This is a genomic window from Crocinitomix catalasitica ATCC 23190 (assembly GCF_000621625.1).
In the GTDB taxonomy this organism is placed as follows: Bacteria; Bacteroidota; Bacteroidia; order Flavobacteriales_D; family Crocinitomicaceae; genus Crocinitomix; species Crocinitomix catalasitica.
This window is the reverse complement of sequence record NZ_KK211319.1, coordinates 65900-84111: the sequence shown is the minus strand read 5'-3', so window position 1 is coordinate 84111 and position 18212 is coordinate 65900. Positions and strand designations below refer to the sequence as shown.

Here is an 18212-nt window from a genome sequence, read left to right as displayed (position 1 = left end):
ATTATTTTGTTTGGGCATCTAACACAGCTACTTTCACCATATTGGTAATTTCACGGACAGTACTACCTAATTGTAAAACGTGGATTGACTTTTTTAATCCCATTAATATTGGACCGATAGCCTCAATATCATCACCCATTTCTTGCAATAATTTATATGCAATATTACTAGATGATAAATTAGGAAAAATTAATGTATTAACATTTTTATTAGCCAAAGTAGAGAATCCAAATTTCTCAGATCTCAACTCACTATTTAACGCAAAATTCGCTTGAATTTCACCATCGACGATAAGGTTAGGATATTTTTCTTCGATTATTTTGACGGCCGCCTTCATTTTTAGAGCATCTTTTCCTTCAGACGATCCAAAATTAGAATACGTGATCAAAGCAATTCTAGGCTGCACATTTAAGCGTCTAACTTTACGCGCAACCATATTCGTGATTTCCGCAATCTCTTCCGCTGTCGGATCGAAATTAACTGTTGTATCCGCCAAAAATAAAGGACCTCGTTTGGTTGCCATAATATGCATTCCAGCAACCTTATCTACACCACTTTGTTTTCCAACCGCTTGTAAAGCTGGTCGAATAACATCTTTATAATTCCTAGTTGCACCTGAAATCAATGCATCAGCATCTCCTGACTCAACCATCATTGCTCCAAAATAATTTCTTTCTCTCATTATTTTGATTGACTCGAACAAAGTAAAACCTTTTCTTTTTCTTTTCTCAAAGAAAATCTTACCATAAGCTTCACAACTACCATACATCTCCTCTTCTTTAGGATCAATAATCGTAGCGTTTTCAAATTCAATCCCTATCTCTTCAATTAATTCTAGGATTTTTTGTTTTCTACCCAATAAAATTGGAATAGCATAACCTTCTTCTTCAGCTAAATATGCTGCTTTTAATATTTTATAATTATCTGCTTCAGCAAAAACAACTTTTTTAGGGTTCTTAATAGCTTTTTCAGTTAAAACATTCAGTAACTTATTGTCTAAACCTAATCGACGTTTTAATTCTACATCGTACGCATCCCAATCTTTAATTTGGATGCGCGCAACACCAGAATCCATAGCTGCTTTAGCAACAGCCGGAGAAACAGCAGTAATCAAACGAGAATCAAGCGGTTTAGGAATGATTTGTTCTTTACCGAAAGAAATATTTTTTTCTCCGTAAGCCTCATTCACCTCTTCTGGAACAGCCTCTTTGGCTAAATTAGCAATGGCATAAACTGCTGCTAATTTCATTTCTTCGTTAATCGTTTTTGCACGTACATCTAACGCACCTCTAAATATAAAAGGGAAACCTAAAACATTATTCACTTGATTTGGATTATCAGAACGACCAGTAGCCATTATAATATCCTTACGCACACTTGTCGCTTCTGTATAAGAAATTTCTGGTTCAGGATTTGCCAATGCAAAAACTATAGGGTTTTTAGGCATCGACTTAATCATCTCTTTTGAAACAATGCCACCTTTAGATAAGCCAATAAAAACATCAGTAAATTTCATGACATCTTTAAGTTCAACATGCCTTTCTTGAACAGCATAAGACGATTTATATTGATCCAGGTCATCTCTATCTTTCGATAGCAAACCTTTACTATCATACATATAAACGTTTTCACGTTTTGCACCCAAAGCCACATATAAATTCGTACATGAGAATGCCGCAGCACCAGCTCCTACAACTGTAATAATAACTTCATCAATCTTCTTTTCAGCCAATTCTAATGCATTCAATAATGCAGCACTAGAAATAATTGCAGTACCATGTTGATCGTCATGCATAACAGGAATATCTAATTCCTCTTTTAATCTTCGCTCTATTTCAAAGGCTTGTGGGGCCTTTATATCTTCTAAATTAATTCCACCAAAAGTTGGCGCAATAGCTTTTACTGTTGCAATAAATAATTCGACATCATTTGCGTCTACTTCAATATCAAACACATCAATATCTGCAAAGATCTTAAACAAAAGACCTTTTCCTTCCATCACAGGTTTTGAAGCAGCAGGACCAATATCTCCTAGTCCTAAAACAGCAGTCCCATTCGTTATAACACCAACTAAATTTCCTTTAGCGGTATATTTATAAACATTCGATTCATCTTCATAAATTGCCATACAAGGATCGGCAACTCCCGGCGAGTAGGCCAAAGACAAGTCTTTTTGTGAACTATATGGCTTTGTTGGTACAACCTCAATTTTACCAGGTCGACCACTTGAATGATAATCTAACGCGTCCTGTTTTCTATATTTCGCCATTCAATTTTTCCGTTTTAATAAGCTGGTAAAGTTAAAAACTTTACTGAGACAGACGAAATTAATTATCTTGGTTCGAGCAAAATTTATTTAATGAGCGAAAGAAAGTTGAAAAGTCGAAAAAAATTAGTCATTCTAAGTGGCGCAGGCATCAGTGCGGAAAGCGGTTTAGGAACTTTCCGGGACAGCGATGGTTTGTGGGAAAAATATGATATTAATGATGTCGCAACCATAGATGCTTGGTATAAAAACAAAAAGTTAGTCCTTGATTTTTATAATGCTCGTCGTATTCAGAACATTGCCGCTCAACCTAATTTAGGTCATTTAGCGCTTGTAGATTTAGAAGATTATTTTGATGTTTATATCATCACACAAAATATTGATGATTTACACGAAAGAGCTGGATCTTCAAACGTGACACACCTTCATGGCGAAATTATGAAGGGCAAGAGTGAGCATGATGAGGGTTTGATTTTTGATCTAAAACATCCAGAAATACAATTGGGTGACAAGGCAGCAGACGGACATCAAATGAGACCACATGTTGTTTGGTTTGGCGAAGCGGTGCCGATGATGAATAAAGCGGAGGAAATAATGGTTGACGCCGATATAGTTCTTGTAGTAGGCACATCACTTAATGTTTATCCTGCAGCCAATTTAATTTATTCTTGCCCGACCGATGCTGTTAAATATATTGTAGATCCAAACGACATACCAGTGAATAGCGAATTCACTCATTTAAAAGGAACAGCGACCTCAATACTCCCTAAATTGAAAACCATTTTAAGATTCCAAGAGTAATATATAGTTTTTATATTTTATTAACAAAAAAAGGAGCCAGTAAACTGACTCCTTTTTAAATAATATCAATTTTAACTAGTGTTTTATCACTAATTTTTTTGTTTCAATAATATCATTGTTATTTAATATAGAGTAAAAGTAAATACCATTTGAGAAGTTACTTACATCAACTTTATTCTGCCCGTTAACAATAGTCTGTTCTAAAACTTCTTCACCAATAACATTGAATAGTTTAAATGTTGATATAGTGTTCGATGGGTTATTGATATCAACAGTTACAAAACTATTTGCTGGATTTGGAAAGATATTCATTGTTACATCCCCTTCGTCTTCAACATTTAAATAACCACAGAATTTCAAATCGATTGAATCAATTTTAGCACCTCTGTCATCTAGAACGTGGTATCTATAATGCGTACAACCAACCTTATCATAAGGTAAATAATAAGTCACCATCCAAGCCGTGTCACTAGCAGGCAATGTAGCTTTTGCACCATCACCAGTGGTAAAAATAATATGCGGAGAGACCGTTGAAACCGGATAACAAAGTCCATCTAAGGGATTTGCACCCCAACAGAGATAATCTTCAACACCTTCAGCTTCATCTATTTTAACACGTTGTAATGACAAGTCTACTAAATCACCTCCTGATAAATTTACAACATCAAAGTGATACTCTGTTGTTGGACCTACAGAAGTTTCAATGGTTGTACCTGATAAATCTTCTCCATCGCCATGTTGAAGAAAAAACCCTATCGTTTGTCCATAACTAAATGTTAATCCTATCGCGTATACACTTAAAATAAGTACTAATTTTTTCATATTTAATAATTTATTGAGAACAAATCCACAATGGATCATAATACAAACAAATATAAGGAATAATGCTGGTGTTTACAATGTATTTGTTCAAAGTGGTTCAATACCAAGAATTCTGTTATTATTAGGAATTCAATAATAACATATAATTAATATGTATTTGATTATATACAATGATAAATTAACGTTATCTTAGCCCTAATTAGAAATTAGTGTACAATTAAAAAATAAAATCTATGAAAAAAATTACTATGTTGTTAGCTATGACGACTTTGTTCGTTTCATCTGCTAACAGTCAAATATTCTCGGAGGACTTTTCTTCGGGTATTCCTGCGTCATGGACGATACATGATGTAGATGGACTTACATGTATTACTGCTCATTCTGCATTTGCAAGTTGGGCTGCTACGGCAGATGAAAGAGCAGCGAGTACTTCTTGGTATGACAATTCTGGAACAGGACCGACAAACGATTGGTTAGTTTCTCCGGCAATTAGCTTACCAATGGTTGGTGTTACTGAATTACATTTATTTTATGATGCTGCGTCATTATGGAATGATTTTAAAGATGAATACAATGTTTTACTTTCTACTACAGGAACTGATCCGGAAGATTTTGATGTTGTGTTGGCAGAAATTATAAATGAACCAGCATATTTAAATACTCACAGTCTTAATTTAACAGCTTATGCGGGTAGTACGATTCACATTGCATTTCAACACGTATCTGATGATGAAGGTTTAATGTTTATTGATAATGTTATTGTTAAAGAAGTTTTCGCTAACGATATTACATTTATCAGTTCTACTACACCTTCAGTTGTTGAAGCAGGAGATGTTACAATTACAGGTGTTGTAAAAAACAACGGATTTGAAACTATTACATCATTCGATCTTGACTGGAATGATGGAACAGCTCATATTGAAACTATCGGAGCAACTATTGCACCGGGTGCGACTTATACATTCAGTCACCCAGTAGATTTAAGTGCTGCTTCAGGTGAATCTTTTGATATTGATATCTGTGCTACTATTGATGATGATGGAAACGAAGATGACAACTGTGGTGAAGATTATGTTTCTGCTGTTTCTTCAGTAGTTGACAAATATGTTGTTGGTGAAGAGAAAACAGGAACATGGTGTGGATGGTGTCCAAGAGGTACTGTTGCATTAGAAGGAATGGAAAGTGTTGAGAAATTTATTGGAATCGCTGTTCACAATGGTGACCCAATGACTTTAGCTCCTTACGATAGTGGAATTAATACTTATGTACCTGGTGGATATCCTGGTGCTGGTGTTGATAGAGTGCTTACTGGAGATCCAGGTAACTTTATGGATATGTTTAATACTAGAAAAACACATATTCCAGCTGCTTCAATTAGCGTTGATTACGAAGTTGTAGGATCAAATGTTGAAGTTACAGTTACTGCTGATTTTGTTGCAGGATTAAAAGGTGATTATCGTTTAGCTGCTGTTGTAATTGAAAACAATGTAACAGGTACTGGCGCAGGTTGGCCACAAGTAAATTATTATGCTGGCGGTGCTAACGGAGTTATGGGTGGTTATGAGTCTTTAGCTAACCCAGTTCCAGCTGAAGATATGGTTTACCAACACGTTGGTAGAGCATTAGGTGATAATGAAATTTTAGGAGCATCAGGTTCGTTACCAGCATTGGTTGCAACAGGATCTTCTTTATCTCACACTTATACAATTGCTTTAGGAGCTGATTGGAATGTTGATTGGTTAAGTTATGTAGGAATGTTAGTTGATGGAAATACTGGTGAAATTATGAATGCTGGTTATTTACCAACTGCAAAAACTAGTTCTATTGAAGAAGTAGCTTTAGATTTTAACGTAAACGTATTCCCTAACCCAGCAATTAATGCAGCTAACGTTCAGGTAAGTACACAATCTGATGCTGCTGTATCAATTGAAATTTACAACTTAATGGGTAAAAAAGTATATCAAACTCCAGCATCAAATGTTAATGCTGGTACTTATTACTATACTATTGACGTTACTGATTTTGCTGCTGGTATCTACAACGTAGTTACAACAGTTAACAATTCAGTATCTACAACAAAATTATCTGTTCAGTAGTTTATTGAATTAAGTATAATCTTATTATTAAAACCAGTGATTTTCGAATCACTGGTTTTTTTTATTTATAGTGTTAAAACATTATAATTTAAGAAATCAATAATAGCCTAGTAATTACCTTGAACAAACTGATATTAATTCCTATTTTTGAAAAGAAATTAGTTTTGGTCTAATTTTTGAAACATTAAGTAATAAAAACTATATGAAAAATCTATTTTTACTAAGTATCGCAATCGGAATAATGGGCGTTTTTTCGTTTACAGGTGTTAATGATGGCGGAGTCGATAAAAAAATGCCAAGTGTTACGCTAACTGATATGTATGGTAAAACAATCAACTCTGGAGACATCTCTAATAATGGAAAACCAATTATCATTTCATTTTGGGCTACTTGGTGTAAACCTTGTCGTCAAGAATTAAATACAATTGCAGAAGAGTATGACGATTTAGTTGAAGAGTACGGTATTAAATTAATTGCAGTTTCTATAGATGACGAACGTAATAAAAGTAAAGTAAAACCGGTTGTTGACGCTGCAGGTTGGGAATATGATATTTGGTTAGATACAAATAGTGATTTGAAAAGAGCAATGGGAGTTAATTATCCTCCGCAAACATTTATTATTGATGGTGATGGTAATATAGTTTATTCGCATGTAGGATTTGTTCCTGGTGATGAACAAGACTTATATGATGCATTACTAAAATTAATGGAAGAATAAATTCCATTTCTAATAAAAAACCAATCCCTATACCTATGAAGAAAATTTTACTTACCTGCTGTTTATTAGCAGGAGTAATAAGTTACTCGCAAAATCCTATGCAAGGTGGCAATGTTACTGGTAATGCAGAAACAAATATTCAATATTTAAATACAGATACGGTAATTGGCGCTTTTGCTCCTGAAGAAAAAATCGTAATGAATTCATATATGAACGTTAATTATAGCCTAGGTAAGTTTAGAGCAGGCGTTCGATTTGAAAGTTATTTACCCTCTACAGCTGGATACCCTTCTTTTTATACAGGATCAGGTATTGGTTATAGATATGCGCAATATGCAGGTGATAGAGTCACTGTTACCGCTGGTAATTTCTACGAGCAATTTGGTAGTGGAATGATTTTAAGAGCTTACGAAGAAAGGGCTTTAGGTTTAGATAATGCTTTAGACGGTGCTAGTATTAAATTTAGACCCGTTGATGGAATAGAAATTAAAGGATTAATTGGTAAACAAAGAGTTGATTTTGCTGATGGTCGATTAATTAATTCTGAAGGTATTGTAAGAGGAATTGATGGGAGTATTAACTTGAACGAATTAATTCCTAGATTAGATACCAGCGATTTAAGAATATCTATTGGTGGTAGTTTAGTGAGTCGTTACCAAAGTTCAACAAATGACACTATAATCCTTCCTGCAAACGTTGGATCTTACGGCGCAAGAATTGGCATTCAATACAAGAATTTTTACATCAATGGTGAGTATGTGATCAAAGACAATGATCCAAACGAACATAATGGATATATTTATAATAAAGGCCATGGTGCTTTAATAAACCTTGGCTATTCACAAAAAGGTCTAGGAATATTATTGACGGCTAAGTCGATCGATAATATGTCTTTTCGATCAGATAGAACTTTTGAAGGTAATCAAGCTTTCATCAATTATCTACCAGCTACTTCTAATAACCATACTTATAATTTGGCAGGATCACTTTATCCTTATGCAACTAACCTATACGGAGAAGTTGCTTATCAATTAGATGTATTGTATAAAATTCCAAAAAAATCATTCATAGGTGGTAAATATGGAACAGATTTACATTTAAACTTATCGGTTGCTACGGATCATGTAAGACATACTTCTGATTTAGATTTCGAAACAAATAGAATTTCTTATGTCGGAAAGCCATTTGATATGACCGATAGTTTATACAATTTTGATTTCAATATTCATGCGAGTAGAAAACTGAATAAAAAATGGAAAGCAAGTTTACACTACTTCCACTTCATCTATAATAATACAGTGAATAAAATTACCGATCACGAGAAATTTATCAAGTCGGAAGTAGTTGTTGGCGAAGTTCTTTACAAAATAAATCGTAAGCATTCCATTCGAATTGAAGCACAAGCACTTTTTACAGAAGTTGATCGCGGTAATTGGAGTACTTTTTTAATAGAATACACTATTTCTCCTAATTGGTTCTTTACAATTATGGATCAATATAATTATGGTAATCCTGATGAGAGTTTACGTCTACATTATTTACTAGGTTCGTTTGGTTATACACATAATCGTTCAAGATTTATGTTCATGTATGGTAAACAACGTGCTGGAATTTTATGTATTGGCGGCGTTTGTAGACCAGTTCCAGCTACAAATGGATTAACATTTACATTTACCCAATCATTCTAACTTAATTTTGATATTATGAGAACTTCTTTTCTAATCCTATTTTCTCTTACCCTTTTCACTTTTAATTTCGTGTCTTGCGATAAAGTAGCCTACCCATATATCATTAAAACGAATTTGGATACGACACTTTACCCTGGTAATTTTAGAGATTATGATTTTCCTACTTTTGAATCGAATCCAAACACATTAAGGAATGCGCTTATTGAGGACTATACAGGCCATAGATGTACGTATTGTCCAAACGCAGCAATTGTTGCACACGACATTGAAGAAGCTAATCCAGGTCGTGCTTTTGTAGCAAGTATCCATGCTGGTTCATCTGCAAATGGAGTGACTTCTTTTCAAGAGGTTCTTTTACCTGATTACCCAACAAATTTTATGAATGACCAAGGTTTAGATATGGGAGCGACATTCTTTCAAGAAGAAGTTGGCTTCGCTGCCAATCCGATGGGTAATATTAATCGTTTTAAAATGGATGCATTAGCAACAGATAACTTTTTCTATACTGCTGGTAACTGGACGCGCATCACTGATTCTGTTCTAACAACGACCTTAGATGTTAATATAACAGCAAAATCCTCTTATTTTGAAGAATCACATGGAATGTTTTTACATACAAATATTGAATTCTTAAATAATTTAGAAGGTACTTATAACGTTGTTGTTTACGCCATCGAAAACGAAAGATATGCACCACAATTAGACAATGGTGAATATATTCCAGCATATAAACATCACAATATTCATATCGGTAATTTATACGATGAAACTTGGGGTCGACTTGTATCTAGCGGTTCTACTGCGGCAGGTACAGCAATTAGAAATGACTTTTCTTATAAATTACCAGAAACGCTATCTAAAGAAAATATGCATTTCCTTATCATGGTTATTAATCGTGAAACATACGAAGTAATACAAGTGATTAAGCATGAACTTTAGGCAATAAATTCTATACTTTATTAAAAAGGTCCTTTTGTAATTCAGAGGGACCTTTTTTTGTTAAAGCCTTCTCCGCCTATATAAATTTTACTTTCAACACTTTTACTTATTGTTTTCTTAAACTTAAATACCACTTAATTTTTAACAAATTTTAGTTCCTTTGTGGACAATATTTACAAAAAATATTCGTCTCTTTATAAGGAGAATATCGATAAGGAGATGTTGATAAGTTAAACGTTAAAAAGTTTAATTATTTAGTAAATATTTCGTAATTTTAAAAAAAACCTATAATACAAAGATGCTATGTTAGAATTGTGCAAAGAGATACTAACAAAGGTTAGTTTTGACAAAGTTTTATTCCAAAAGGAATTAAATAAATCTCTTAAATGGATTAAGTCTGATGAAATTGAAGGATTTAAATCATGGTGTTTAAAAACCTTCGGCACTAAGTACCCAACGGTACTCAAAATTGCTTTTAATAAATCAAAGTAATATTTAATTTAGAGACGGATAGGATGTGAAAGCATCCTATTTTTTTTTCAAAAAATCTATATTCCGCATCAAACCATCATATTTAGTTCGCTTGATAGCAGAGACCTTAAAAAGGGTATTAAATGCTTCTTTTGACAGATCTTCTAACTCAGTTTTTTCTAAATCTTCATGCGGATTAAATTCCTCAATTTGATGTGCCAAGGAGAACCTATTCCACGGACAAACATCTTGGCAAATATCGCAACCAAACGCCCAGTTCTCCATTTTATCTTTAAATTCAGTTGGAATAATTTCATCTTTCAATTCGATTGTTAAGTAAGAAATACATTTTGACCCATCTATTAAATTAGGCTGAACGATGGCATCAGTTGGACACGCATCGATACATTTAGTACAAGAACCACAATGATCGTTTACAGGAGCATCATAAGCTAAATCTAAGTCGATAATTATCTCACCAATAAAAAAGAAAGAGCCGACTTGTTTAGAAAGTAAATTACCATTCTTACCTACCCAACCTAAACCTCCTCTTTCAGCCCAGGCTTTATCCATTACAGGAGCTGAGTCTGTAAAACATCGTGCATTCACATTTCCTGTTAACTCTTCAATATACTTCAGTAAATCTTTTAACTTGTACTTAAGCACAAAGTGATAATCCTTGCCGTAAGCATATTTGGAGATTTTAATACCTGAATCTTTAAATAAGTCCTTCTCTGGATAATAATTTAACAGCACAGATATGACGCTTTTAGCATCATCCACTAATAATGATGGATTAAGCCTTTTATCAAAATGGTTTTCCATATAGGACATGTTTCCATTGTATCCTTTTTTTAACCATTCTTCCAAATGTCCTGCCTCTTTCTCTAAGAATTCAACTTTTGAAATACCGCAAGATAGAAAACCAAGTTCTACTGCTTTTTCTTTAATCAATCGGCTGATTGTAGCCTTGTCCATCAAAAAAGTCCACTTTGATGATACCCTAAATCTCTCCCTAAATGTTTATACGTCTTTTCTGTAGCTTTCCTACCTCTTGGTGTTCTCATTAAGTAACCTTCTTTAATCAAAAATGGTTCGTAAACTTCTTCAATCGTTCCAGGGTTTTCCCCAACTGCAGTTGCTATTGTTGTCATTCCAACAGGACCACCATTAAATTTATCTACAATCACTGAAAGAATTTTATTATCCATTTCATCAAGCCCATTCTGGTCAACATTCAGCGCTTCTAAGGCTATATTGGAAATTTCTAATGTAATTACACCGTCACCTTTAATCTGTGCGAAATCGCGCACTCTACGCAATAATGCATTTGCAATTCTAGGTGTTCCTCTACTTCTTCTTGAAATTTCTACAGCAGCATTTTCATGTATCTCAACTTTTAAAATTCCAGCTGCCCTTGATACAATTTTAGTTAATGTTTTAGTATCATAATACTCCAACCTAGAATTTATTCCAAAACGAGCTCTAAGGGGCGCTGTAAGTAATCCTGAACGTGTCGTTGCACCAATTAATGTAAAAGGATTTAAAGAGATCTGTACCGTTCTTGCAGAAGGTCCTGTATCAATCATTATATCAATCATAAAATCCTCCATCGCAGAATATAAATATTCTTCAATCACAGGACTTAGTCTATGAATTTCATCAATAAATAGTACATCTCCTTCCTCAAGGTTAGTTAAGAGACCTGCCAAATCACCTGGTTTATCTAAAACAGGACCACTCGTGATTTTAATACCTACAGCCATTTCATTGGCAATAATATTAGCTAACGTAGTTTTCCCTAACCCTGGAGGCCCATGTAATAATACATGATCCAAAGATTCACTTCTTTGTTTAGCAGCCTCGACAAAAATGGAAAGATTGTCTGTCACCTTTTTCTGTCCTGAAAAATCACTAAACATTTTGGGGCGCAAGACCGTGTCGATCTCATGTTCTTCAGAAAACTGCTCCTCGTCTCTATAATCGAATGATTCCAATGTAAACTTATTTATTGTACGTTACTTTAATGTAAAGATAGGTAATAGATGATAGTTATTAGATAATAGTTTTTAGTTTTTAGTAGTTCGGGATTAGATAATAATTATTTGTTTTTAGGGAATAGAGATTAGGCCATAGTTTAGGATTAAAAAAAGCTCAGTTGTGTAAAGGGTTTAAGGTCGAAATAGAAAATAAAAAAAGCCCATTTAACTAAATAAATGGGCTTTTTTGAATATTTTTTTGACTAATGATCTTCTTCTCCTGGAGCTAAAGGCACCGTTTGAGGAATAAAATCTTCTTCAGCACCTGGCTTAGAATAATCATAAGGCCATCTGTGAACTTCAGGAATTGCTCCTGGCCAGTTACCGTGAATATGCTCAACTGGAGTAGTCCATTCTAATGAATTTCCTTTCCAAGGATTCTGTGTCGCTTTTTCACCTTTAGATGTGCTATAAAAGAAGTTGAATAAGAAAATTATTTGTGCCAATGCTCCAATAATTGCAAATATTGAAATTACAACATTTAGGTCCATAATCATTTCAAATTGAACTTTATCAAATAGTTCATAAACACTGTAATCATAATATCTTCTTGGTGCACCACCAATACCTACGAAGTGCATAGGGAAGAATACACCATAAGCAGACACTAATGTCAACCAAAAGTGAACCATACCTAATTTAGAATTCATCATTCTACCATACATTTTAGGGAACCAGTGATAAACACCTGCAAACATTCCAAAGATTGCAGACAATCCCATTACAACATGGAAATGGGCAACAACGAAATAAGTATCATGCACAGCAATATCTAACGCTGAATCGGCAAGTATTATACCAGTTACACCACCAGTAATAAACGCTGAAACTAATCCGATAGAGAAAAGCATTGCTGGCGTAAATCTTAGATTTCCTTTCCATAATGTAGTGATGTAGTTAAATACTTTCACTGCAGATGGAATCGCAATTAACAACGTTGTAAATACAAATACACCACCTAAGAAAGGGTTCATCCCTGATATAAACATATGGTGACCCCATACAATAAACGATAAGAATGCGATTGCTAAGATAGAACCAATCATTGCACGGTAACCAAAGATTGGTTTTCTTGCATTGTTAGCGATAATCTCAGAAGTTAAACCTAAAGCGGGTAACAATACGATATATACCTCAGGGTGGCCTAAGAACCAGAATAAATGTTCATATAAAATTGGAGATCCACCAGATTGCTCTAATATTTCACCACCAATCATTGTATCGTTAACATAGAAACTTGTTCCTAAAGTACGATCCATTAACATTAAAACAACGGCTGATACAAGAACAGGGAAAGATAAAACACCGATAATAGCGGTTACGAAGAACGCCCAAATTGTTAAAGGTAGTCTTGTCATTTTCATCCCTTTCGTTCTTAAGTTCAATACCGTTACGATATAGTTAAGCGAACCTAATAAAGAAGATGCGATAAAAATTGTCATTGAAGTTAACCACATTGTCATACCTGCACCAGAACCAGGTATAGCTTCTTCATAAACAGATAAAGGAGGATAAATTGTCCAACCAGCAGAAGCAGGTCCCGTTTCTAAGAACAAAGAATATAACATTAAGATACTAGACAAGAAGAACAACCAATAAGAGATCATGTTCAACAAACCAGATGCCATATCACGTGCACCAATTTGAAGTGGAATTAAGAGGTTACTAAAGGTACCTGATAAACCACCAGTCAATACAAAGAATACCATGATGGTACCATGTATTGTAACTAGACCAAGATACATACCTCGATCCAAAATTCCTTCGGGTGCCCATTTGTCACCTAAAAAGAAATTTAAAACACTGTTACTCTCTCCTGGCCATGCCAATTGTATTCTAAACAGAACCGAAAGGATAACCGCTACAACCGCCATAAAAATCGCAGTAACCAAAAATTGCTTACCGATCATTTTATGATCCTGAGAAAAGATATATTTCGTAATGAAACTTTCTTTATGATGATGTCCGTGTTCAGTATGAGCTGCTGCTGACATAATTTATTCTTTTATTAAATATTATTTTATTAACCTAAATTCTTAATGTGCACTATCGTGATTATCATCACCGTGATCTCCGTGATCACCATGTCCACCACCGTGAGCATTTGCTCCAGGAAGAGGTTTTGGTACCAAGTTAACTTCAGGTGCTACTAACGAATCATTCACTACCATCGTAATGTTTCCTTCATCCAAGTTAGCCCATTGATCATACTCTTCTTGCGTACCTACATAAACCATCATTTTCATGTTAGAGTGAGAAACACCACAAATCTTATTACACATTAGAATAAAATTAAATTCCGGATTACCAGTAATTTCACGCATTTCTTGCGTAGTATGAATTGGCGTAAATTTCAAATTAGTTCTCATTCCAGGTACACAGTTCATTTGCGCTCTAAAATGAGGGAAATAAGCTGAGTGCAATACATCTTGAGAACGTAAAATTATTTGATATTCTTGATCTTTAACTAAGAAAAGTTCTTTGGTCATATAATCATCCATTGCATAAGTATCAATAGAATCACCGTACATCAAATTCATACGTAATAATCGTTCTTTGATTCTATCTAACTTTTCAACTTTGGCAACCAATTTATTCACATTCGCCACACTATACATTTCTGTACCGTGCGCTTGCGCATCTAATTGTTCGTGTATAGTTTTCATTTGGTTATCCAAAGAAGCTACTTGCCATTTTACATGCTTTTCAGTAATAACACCTAAAGGATTACTATAGTCTCCATAAGCACCTACCAATTTGTAATCTGCAAATCCTAATTTATTATCATCTCCAGCATATCTAGCTGTCCAATCAAATTGTTTACCGTAGATCTCAATTATTTTAGCATCATCAGAAGGTTTACCAGTTATATCATTCCAAGTCATCAAACCTAAAATGATTATTACAGCAAGTACACAAGCTGGAACAACTGTCCAGATCATCTCTAATTTATTATCATGAGGAAACCAGTGCGCTCTTCTTTTTGGATCGTAAGCATATTTCCAAGCAAATACAAAAAGTAAACTATTTGTAATTACAAAAACAAGAATCACTATAACCCAGTTGACGTTATATAACCAATCAACTTCTAAACCTAATTTAGATGAAGCGTTTGGCAACATACCTCTACCATATGCGAATAGCATATAGAAGAATGAACCGAAGAATAACGCTAAGAATGCCAACATTAATCCAGCATTAATATTATTCGTTCTCAGATCAATATCCGCTTCACTTTTGCCTCTAATTTTTTTCGAGAGCTCATAAACACGCATTATCTGTGCAACGGCAATTACAACCAATACGATTACGACTAAAACTATAAATTTCATTCCCATTTCTATATTCTTTTGATCTCTATATTAATTAAATGTCGTGATGTTTACTTTCATCTAAGTAAGGATGATTCTTAGGCATCAACGGAGCTTTTGAAATGGTTGTTAAAACAGTATATGTAAACAAACCAGCAAAAACCATAAATAATCCAATTTCCAAAAAGCCAATATTTCCAAATTCACCCATTGTTCCTGGCATTACTAACATAAATACGTCAGCCCAGTGTCCTAAGATAATCACAAGACAAACAAACATTAAGATTCCTGCGTTTCTTTTGGCATCTCTTGACATTAAGATTAACATTGGAATAATAAAGTTGATCATAAACATACCCCAGAAGATAAGTTTATAATTTTCTATTCTCGTTACATAGTAAATTACTTCTTCAGGAATGTCAGCATACCAGTATAACATGAACTGAGAGAAGAATAAGTACGACCACAAGAAACTAGTTGCAAATATCCATTTACCCACATCATGAATATGACTATCATTAACCGCTTGTAAATGTCCTTTTTTCTTCAAATAAAGAATCAATAACATGATAGTCGTCATTGCCGTACACCACATTCCACCGAATACATACCATCCGTATAAAGTAGAGAACCAGTGTGCATCAACCGACATAATCCAGTGCCATGAAGACGTTGAGCTGAAATATCCAAATAAAACTAAAAACAATGCTCCTTTAGCGAAGTTTTTGAAGTGAATTTTAGTTCCACCTTCCAAATCTTCTTGCAAACTTCTTTTTCTAAATCCTTTATAAAATAAAACGTATACACCAAGGTATAAAACAGTAACACCCCAGAAGAACCCTTTAGTTAAAAAAGGAGCTTTATTCTGAATAATTGTATCATGTTCCACAACTACAGGATCCATCCAAGCATAGATATGACCAGTATGATGTCCATGATTTGTTAGTGCTCCAAACCATCCACCATCAGTGAAAGTTAGAACTAAAAACAATACAACTAAAATGATTGCACCTACAACTACATAAGAAGAAACACCCTCTACGACACGTTTAATTGCTACTGACCAACCTGTTTCAGTTGCATACTGTAAAGCAAGGAAGAATAATGCTCCCAATGCGATACCCATGAAAAACAATCCATCAACTAAGAAATTAGATAATATTCTAGTTGGCAATTGTGGTGTCTCCGAATTTTGGAATATACCAATGATAAAGGCTACTAAACCTACACCGATAACTCCGAAAATTGTCTTTTTAGCCTTTGCTGAAATTTGAAATTCCATTCCTTATTTATTAATTCTTATTATTAATTATAGATTCTGAACTCAACTCTTCTATTCTTCTGTCTACCTTCTTCAGTTGCGTTATCAGCGATTGGTTTACTTTGACCATAACCTACCGCATTAATTCTATTCTTCTCAATTCCTTTATCTGCCAAATACGCCTTTACTGATCTAGCACGCTTATGTGACAACCATTGATTAGGTAACCATCCACCAATATTATCAGTGTGACCGTTAATAATCAATTTATGATCAGGATTAGCTTCCATTAAAGCAACAACTTTATCAATTGCTGTGAATGAACTTCCTGCAATAGCATCTGAACCAGTCTCGAATACTAATCCTCTTATAGCATCAGATAAAACCGTTTTAGTTTCAGCAGAAACATCAGGACAACCATTATTCTCTTTAGAACCTGAAATTCTAGGACATTCATCCAAATTATCCATTACACCATCACCATCAGTATCCGTATTCGCATCGTATAATAATGGTTCTTCAATTTCCTTTTCAACACCTGCTAATTTCTCAACATAGTGTGTTACTTTCCAACGTTCGATTGGATTCAACTGAGACGCATGAGATCCCATTGCTCCTTTACCATAAGTTATAGTATAGAATATTTCACCAGGAGTTACTTCTTTCTTGTAAGCACCAGGCGAAGGGAATTTATCTCCACTGTTTGTAACAACAGTACCTTGGCCATCACCTTTTTCACCATGACAGTGAATACAAAAACGACCGAAAATAACTTTACCTTCATCAGCAACCTCTTTTGTATATGGTATTGGATTGATATCATTTTTTGCAGCATCACGTCCTTCAACACTTTGCGCATAACCATAAAGACCATGAGTTTTATCAGAATTAACTGGTGCACCATGATTATAAGGATACATTACATCTGCATTTTCACCAGTCCAATAAGGAACAGTTCCAGCCGGTGGTAAAAAAGAAAATTTTTCTTTTACCATATCTTGTGCTGCCTCATCGTATCTTCCTTCTACTTCACCATTATCTACATACGCCTCAACAGCTGGTGAGCGGTACATATCAGGCATATATTCTAATCCTGGAGAATTGTCATCAGCAACACAGGAAACCAATCCTGAAAAACTCAGTGTTGCAATTGCACAATATTTAAAAGCCTTCAATTTCATGTTTAAACTTTGTTTGTTTTTCAAAAAGAATCGTTTTGTAAATTCACAATACTATTCAATTACGTATTATTTAACAACTACGTAATCTTTCTCTTCAATTTCAATTATGTCTGTTTCCTTAATTTTTGCTTGTAATTCTGTTCCCGAAAATTTCGAATTTTCAGAAAGTCTAATTTCCATTACAAAACGATCATCCGTTGTACTTGGATAAGGGTTGTCAGCAGGCATTCCTGGTAACGTTTTATTTCTTATTAAGTAAGTTATTGCCATTCCGTGCGCAGCAAATAACACCGTTAATTCGAAAGTAATTGGAACGAAAGCCGGGAAATTCTGTAATAGTGTGAAATTCGGTTTTCCACCGATATTCATTGGCCAATCAACGATCATGAAAAATTTGAACCCAACAACAGCTAAGGTCATTCCTAATAATCCAAACATGAAGGCTACAATCCCTAAACGTGTATGTTTAACACCGATTATAGGATCTATTCCATGGATTGGAAAAGGAGAAAATACGTCAGAAATGTGTACACCTTCAGCTACTAATTTTTTAGCGCTGTCTTTTAGGACATCATCATCGTCATACATTGCATAAATTACTCTATCTGCCATGTGAAAT

The 18212-nt window shown here is 34.4% G+C and carries 15 protein-coding genes; 6 read left to right on the top strand and 9 right to left on the bottom strand.

Going from position 1 to position 18212, the window contains the following annotated elements:
• Window position 1 precedes the first annotated feature (1 nt).
• Entirely contained in the window at window positions 2-2269 is a 2268-nt protein-coding gene (locus tag T367_RS0120375; RefSeq protein WP_027421476.1) for an NADP-dependent malic enzyme, read from the bottom strand.
• 90 nt (window positions 2270-2359) lie between these two features.
• Between T367_RS0120375 and T367_RS0120370 the strand changes: the two genes are divergently transcribed.
• A complete protein-coding gene (locus T367_RS0120370; RefSeq protein ID WP_035846879.1) occupies window positions 2360-3067 on the top strand; it encodes a Sir2 family NAD-dependent protein deacetylase in 708 nt (235 codons plus the stop codon).
• A gap of 75 nt (window positions 3068-3142) precedes the next feature.
• Here the strand turns inward: T367_RS0120370 and T367_RS0120365 are convergent, their stop codons facing one another.
• Window positions 3143-3889, bottom strand: coding sequence for a T9SS type A sorting domain-containing protein (locus T367_RS0120365; protein WP_169736097.1), 747 nt, complete (start codon window positions 3887-3889; stop codon window positions 3143-3145).
• Window positions 3890-4122: 233 nt separating this feature from the next.
• Between T367_RS0120365 and T367_RS0120360 the strand changes: the two genes are divergently transcribed.
• The 5 genes from T367_RS0120360 to T367_RS0120340 all read left to right on the top strand — a co-directional run bounded on the left by T367_RS0120360 (window position 4123) and on the right by T367_RS0120340 (window position 9822).
• Window positions 4123-5985: a T9SS-dependent choice-of-anchor J family protein gene (locus tag T367_RS0120360; RefSeq protein WP_027421473.1), complete on the top strand. Its 1863-nt coding sequence runs from the start codon at window positions 4123-4125 to the stop codon at window positions 5983-5985.
• 202 nt (window positions 5986-6187) lie between these two features.
• A complete protein-coding gene (locus tag T367_RS0120355) occupies window positions 6188-6703 on the top strand; it encodes a TlpA family protein disulfide reductase (RefSeq protein WP_027421472.1) in 516 nt (171 codons plus the stop codon).
• A gap of 35 nt (window positions 6704-6738) precedes the next feature.
• Window positions 6739-8391, top strand: a complete 1653-nt coding sequence (locus tag T367_RS0120350; RefSeq protein WP_157454338.1) for a DUF6029 family protein — start codon at window positions 6739-6741, stop codon at window positions 8389-8391.
• Between the two features lie 15 nt (window positions 8392-8406).
• On the top strand, window positions 8407-9330 hold the full coding sequence (locus tag T367_RS0120345; RefSeq protein WP_084274508.1) for an Omp28-related outer membrane protein: 924 nt from the start codon (window positions 8407-8409) through the stop codon (window positions 9328-9330).
• A gap of 303 nt (window positions 9331-9633) precedes the next feature.
• Entirely contained in the window at window positions 9634-9822 is a 189-nt protein-coding gene (locus tag T367_RS0120340) for a hypothetical protein (protein ID WP_027421469.1), read from the top strand.
• Window positions 9823-9858: 36 nt separating this feature from the next.
• Here the strand turns inward: T367_RS0120340 and queG are convergent, their stop codons facing one another.
• From queG to T367_RS0120305, 7 genes are all read right to left on the bottom strand, one after another.
• Window positions 9859-10782: a tRNA epoxyqueuosine(34) reductase QueG gene (queG, locus tag T367_RS0120335; protein WP_394331582.1), complete on the bottom strand. Its 924-nt coding sequence runs from the start codon at window positions 10780-10782 to the stop codon at window positions 9859-9861.
• Window positions 10779-11798: a Holliday junction branch migration DNA helicase RuvB gene (gene ruvB / locus T367_RS0120330; protein ID WP_027421467.1), complete on the bottom strand. Its 1020-nt coding sequence runs from the start codon at window positions 11796-11798 to the stop codon at window positions 10779-10781. Before ruvB ends, queG begins: the two co-directional genes overlap by 4 nt.
• A gap of 245 nt (window positions 11799-12043) precedes the next feature.
• Window positions 12044-13834: a cytochrome c oxidase subunit I gene (locus tag T367_RS0120325; RefSeq protein ID WP_027421466.1), complete on the bottom strand. Its 1791-nt coding sequence runs from the start codon at window positions 13832-13834 to the stop codon at window positions 12044-12046.
• A gap of 42 nt (window positions 13835-13876) precedes the next feature.
• Entirely contained in the window at window positions 13877-15172 is a 1296-nt protein-coding gene (locus T367_RS24390; RefSeq protein WP_169736096.1) for a cytochrome c oxidase subunit II, read from the bottom strand.
• Between the two features lie 34 nt (window positions 15173-15206).
• On the bottom strand, window positions 15207-16433 hold the full coding sequence (locus T367_RS0120315) for a quinol:cytochrome C oxidoreductase (protein WP_245593082.1): 1227 nt from the start codon (window positions 16431-16433) through the stop codon (window positions 15207-15209).
• Window positions 16434-16456: 23 nt separating this feature from the next.
• Window positions 16457-17593 (bottom strand): OmpA family protein, encoded by a 1137-nt coding sequence (locus T367_RS24385; protein ID WP_051568711.1) that lies wholly within the window; start codon window positions 17591-17593, stop codon window positions 16457-16459.
• A gap of 66 nt (window positions 17594-17659) precedes the next feature.
• Window positions 17660-18205: a DUF3341 domain-containing protein gene (locus T367_RS0120305; protein ID WP_027421463.1), complete on the bottom strand. Its 546-nt coding sequence runs from the start codon at window positions 18203-18205 to the stop codon at window positions 17660-17662.
• Window positions 18206-18212 lie beyond the last annotated feature (7 nt).

What these genes read in the sequence shown, in the direction of transcription:
- T367_RS24390 (WP_169736096.1), bottom strand. Translation starts at nt 15,172, where the DNA reads ATGAAATTTATAGTTTTAGTCGTAATCGTATTGGTTGTAATTGCCGTT.
- T367_RS0120345 (WP_084274508.1), top strand. Translation starts at nt 8,407, where the DNA reads ATGAGAACTTCTTTTCTAATCCTATTTTCTCTTACCCTTTTCACTTTT.
- T367_RS0120325 (WP_027421466.1), bottom strand. Translation starts at nt 13,834, where the DNA reads ATGTCAGCAGCAGCTCATACTGAACACGGACATCATCATAAAGAAAGT.
- T367_RS0120340 (WP_027421469.1), top strand. Translation starts at nt 9,634, where the DNA reads ATGTTAGAATTGTGCAAAGAGATACTAACAAAGGTTAGTTTTGACAAA.
- T367_RS0120350 (WP_157454338.1), top strand. Translation starts at nt 6,739, where the DNA reads ATGAAGAAAATTTTACTTACCTGCTGTTTATTAGCAGGAGTAATAAGT.
- T367_RS0120375 (WP_027421476.1), bottom strand. Translation starts at nt 2,269, where the DNA reads ATGGCGAAATATAGAAAACAGGACGCGTTAGATTATCATTCAAGTGGT.
- T367_RS0120360 (WP_027421473.1), top strand. Translation starts at nt 4,123, where the DNA reads ATGAAAAAAATTACTATGTTGTTAGCTATGACGACTTTGTTCGTTTCA.
- T367_RS0120370 (WP_035846879.1), top strand. Translation starts at nt 2,360, where the DNA reads ATGAGCGAAAGAAAGTTGAAAAGTCGAAAAAAATTAGTCATTCTAAGT.
- T367_RS24385 (WP_051568711.1), bottom strand. Translation starts at nt 17,593, where the DNA reads ATGAAATTGAAGGCTTTTAAATATTGTGCAATTGCAACACTGAGTTTT.
- T367_RS0120305 (WP_027421463.1), bottom strand. Translation starts at nt 18,205, where the DNA reads ATGGCAGATAGAGTAATTTATGCAATGTATGACGATGATGATGTCCTA.
- T367_RS0120315 (WP_245593082.1), bottom strand. Translation starts at nt 16,433, where the DNA reads ATGGAATTTCAAATTTCAGCAAAGGCTAAAAAGACAATTTTCGGAGTT.
- T367_RS0120365 (WP_169736097.1), bottom strand. Translation starts at nt 3,889, where the DNA reads ATGAAAAAATTAGTACTTATTTTAAGTGTATACGCGATAGGATTAACA.
- T367_RS0120355 (WP_027421472.1), top strand. Translation starts at nt 6,188, where the DNA reads ATGAAAAATCTATTTTTACTAAGTATCGCAATCGGAATAATGGGCGTT.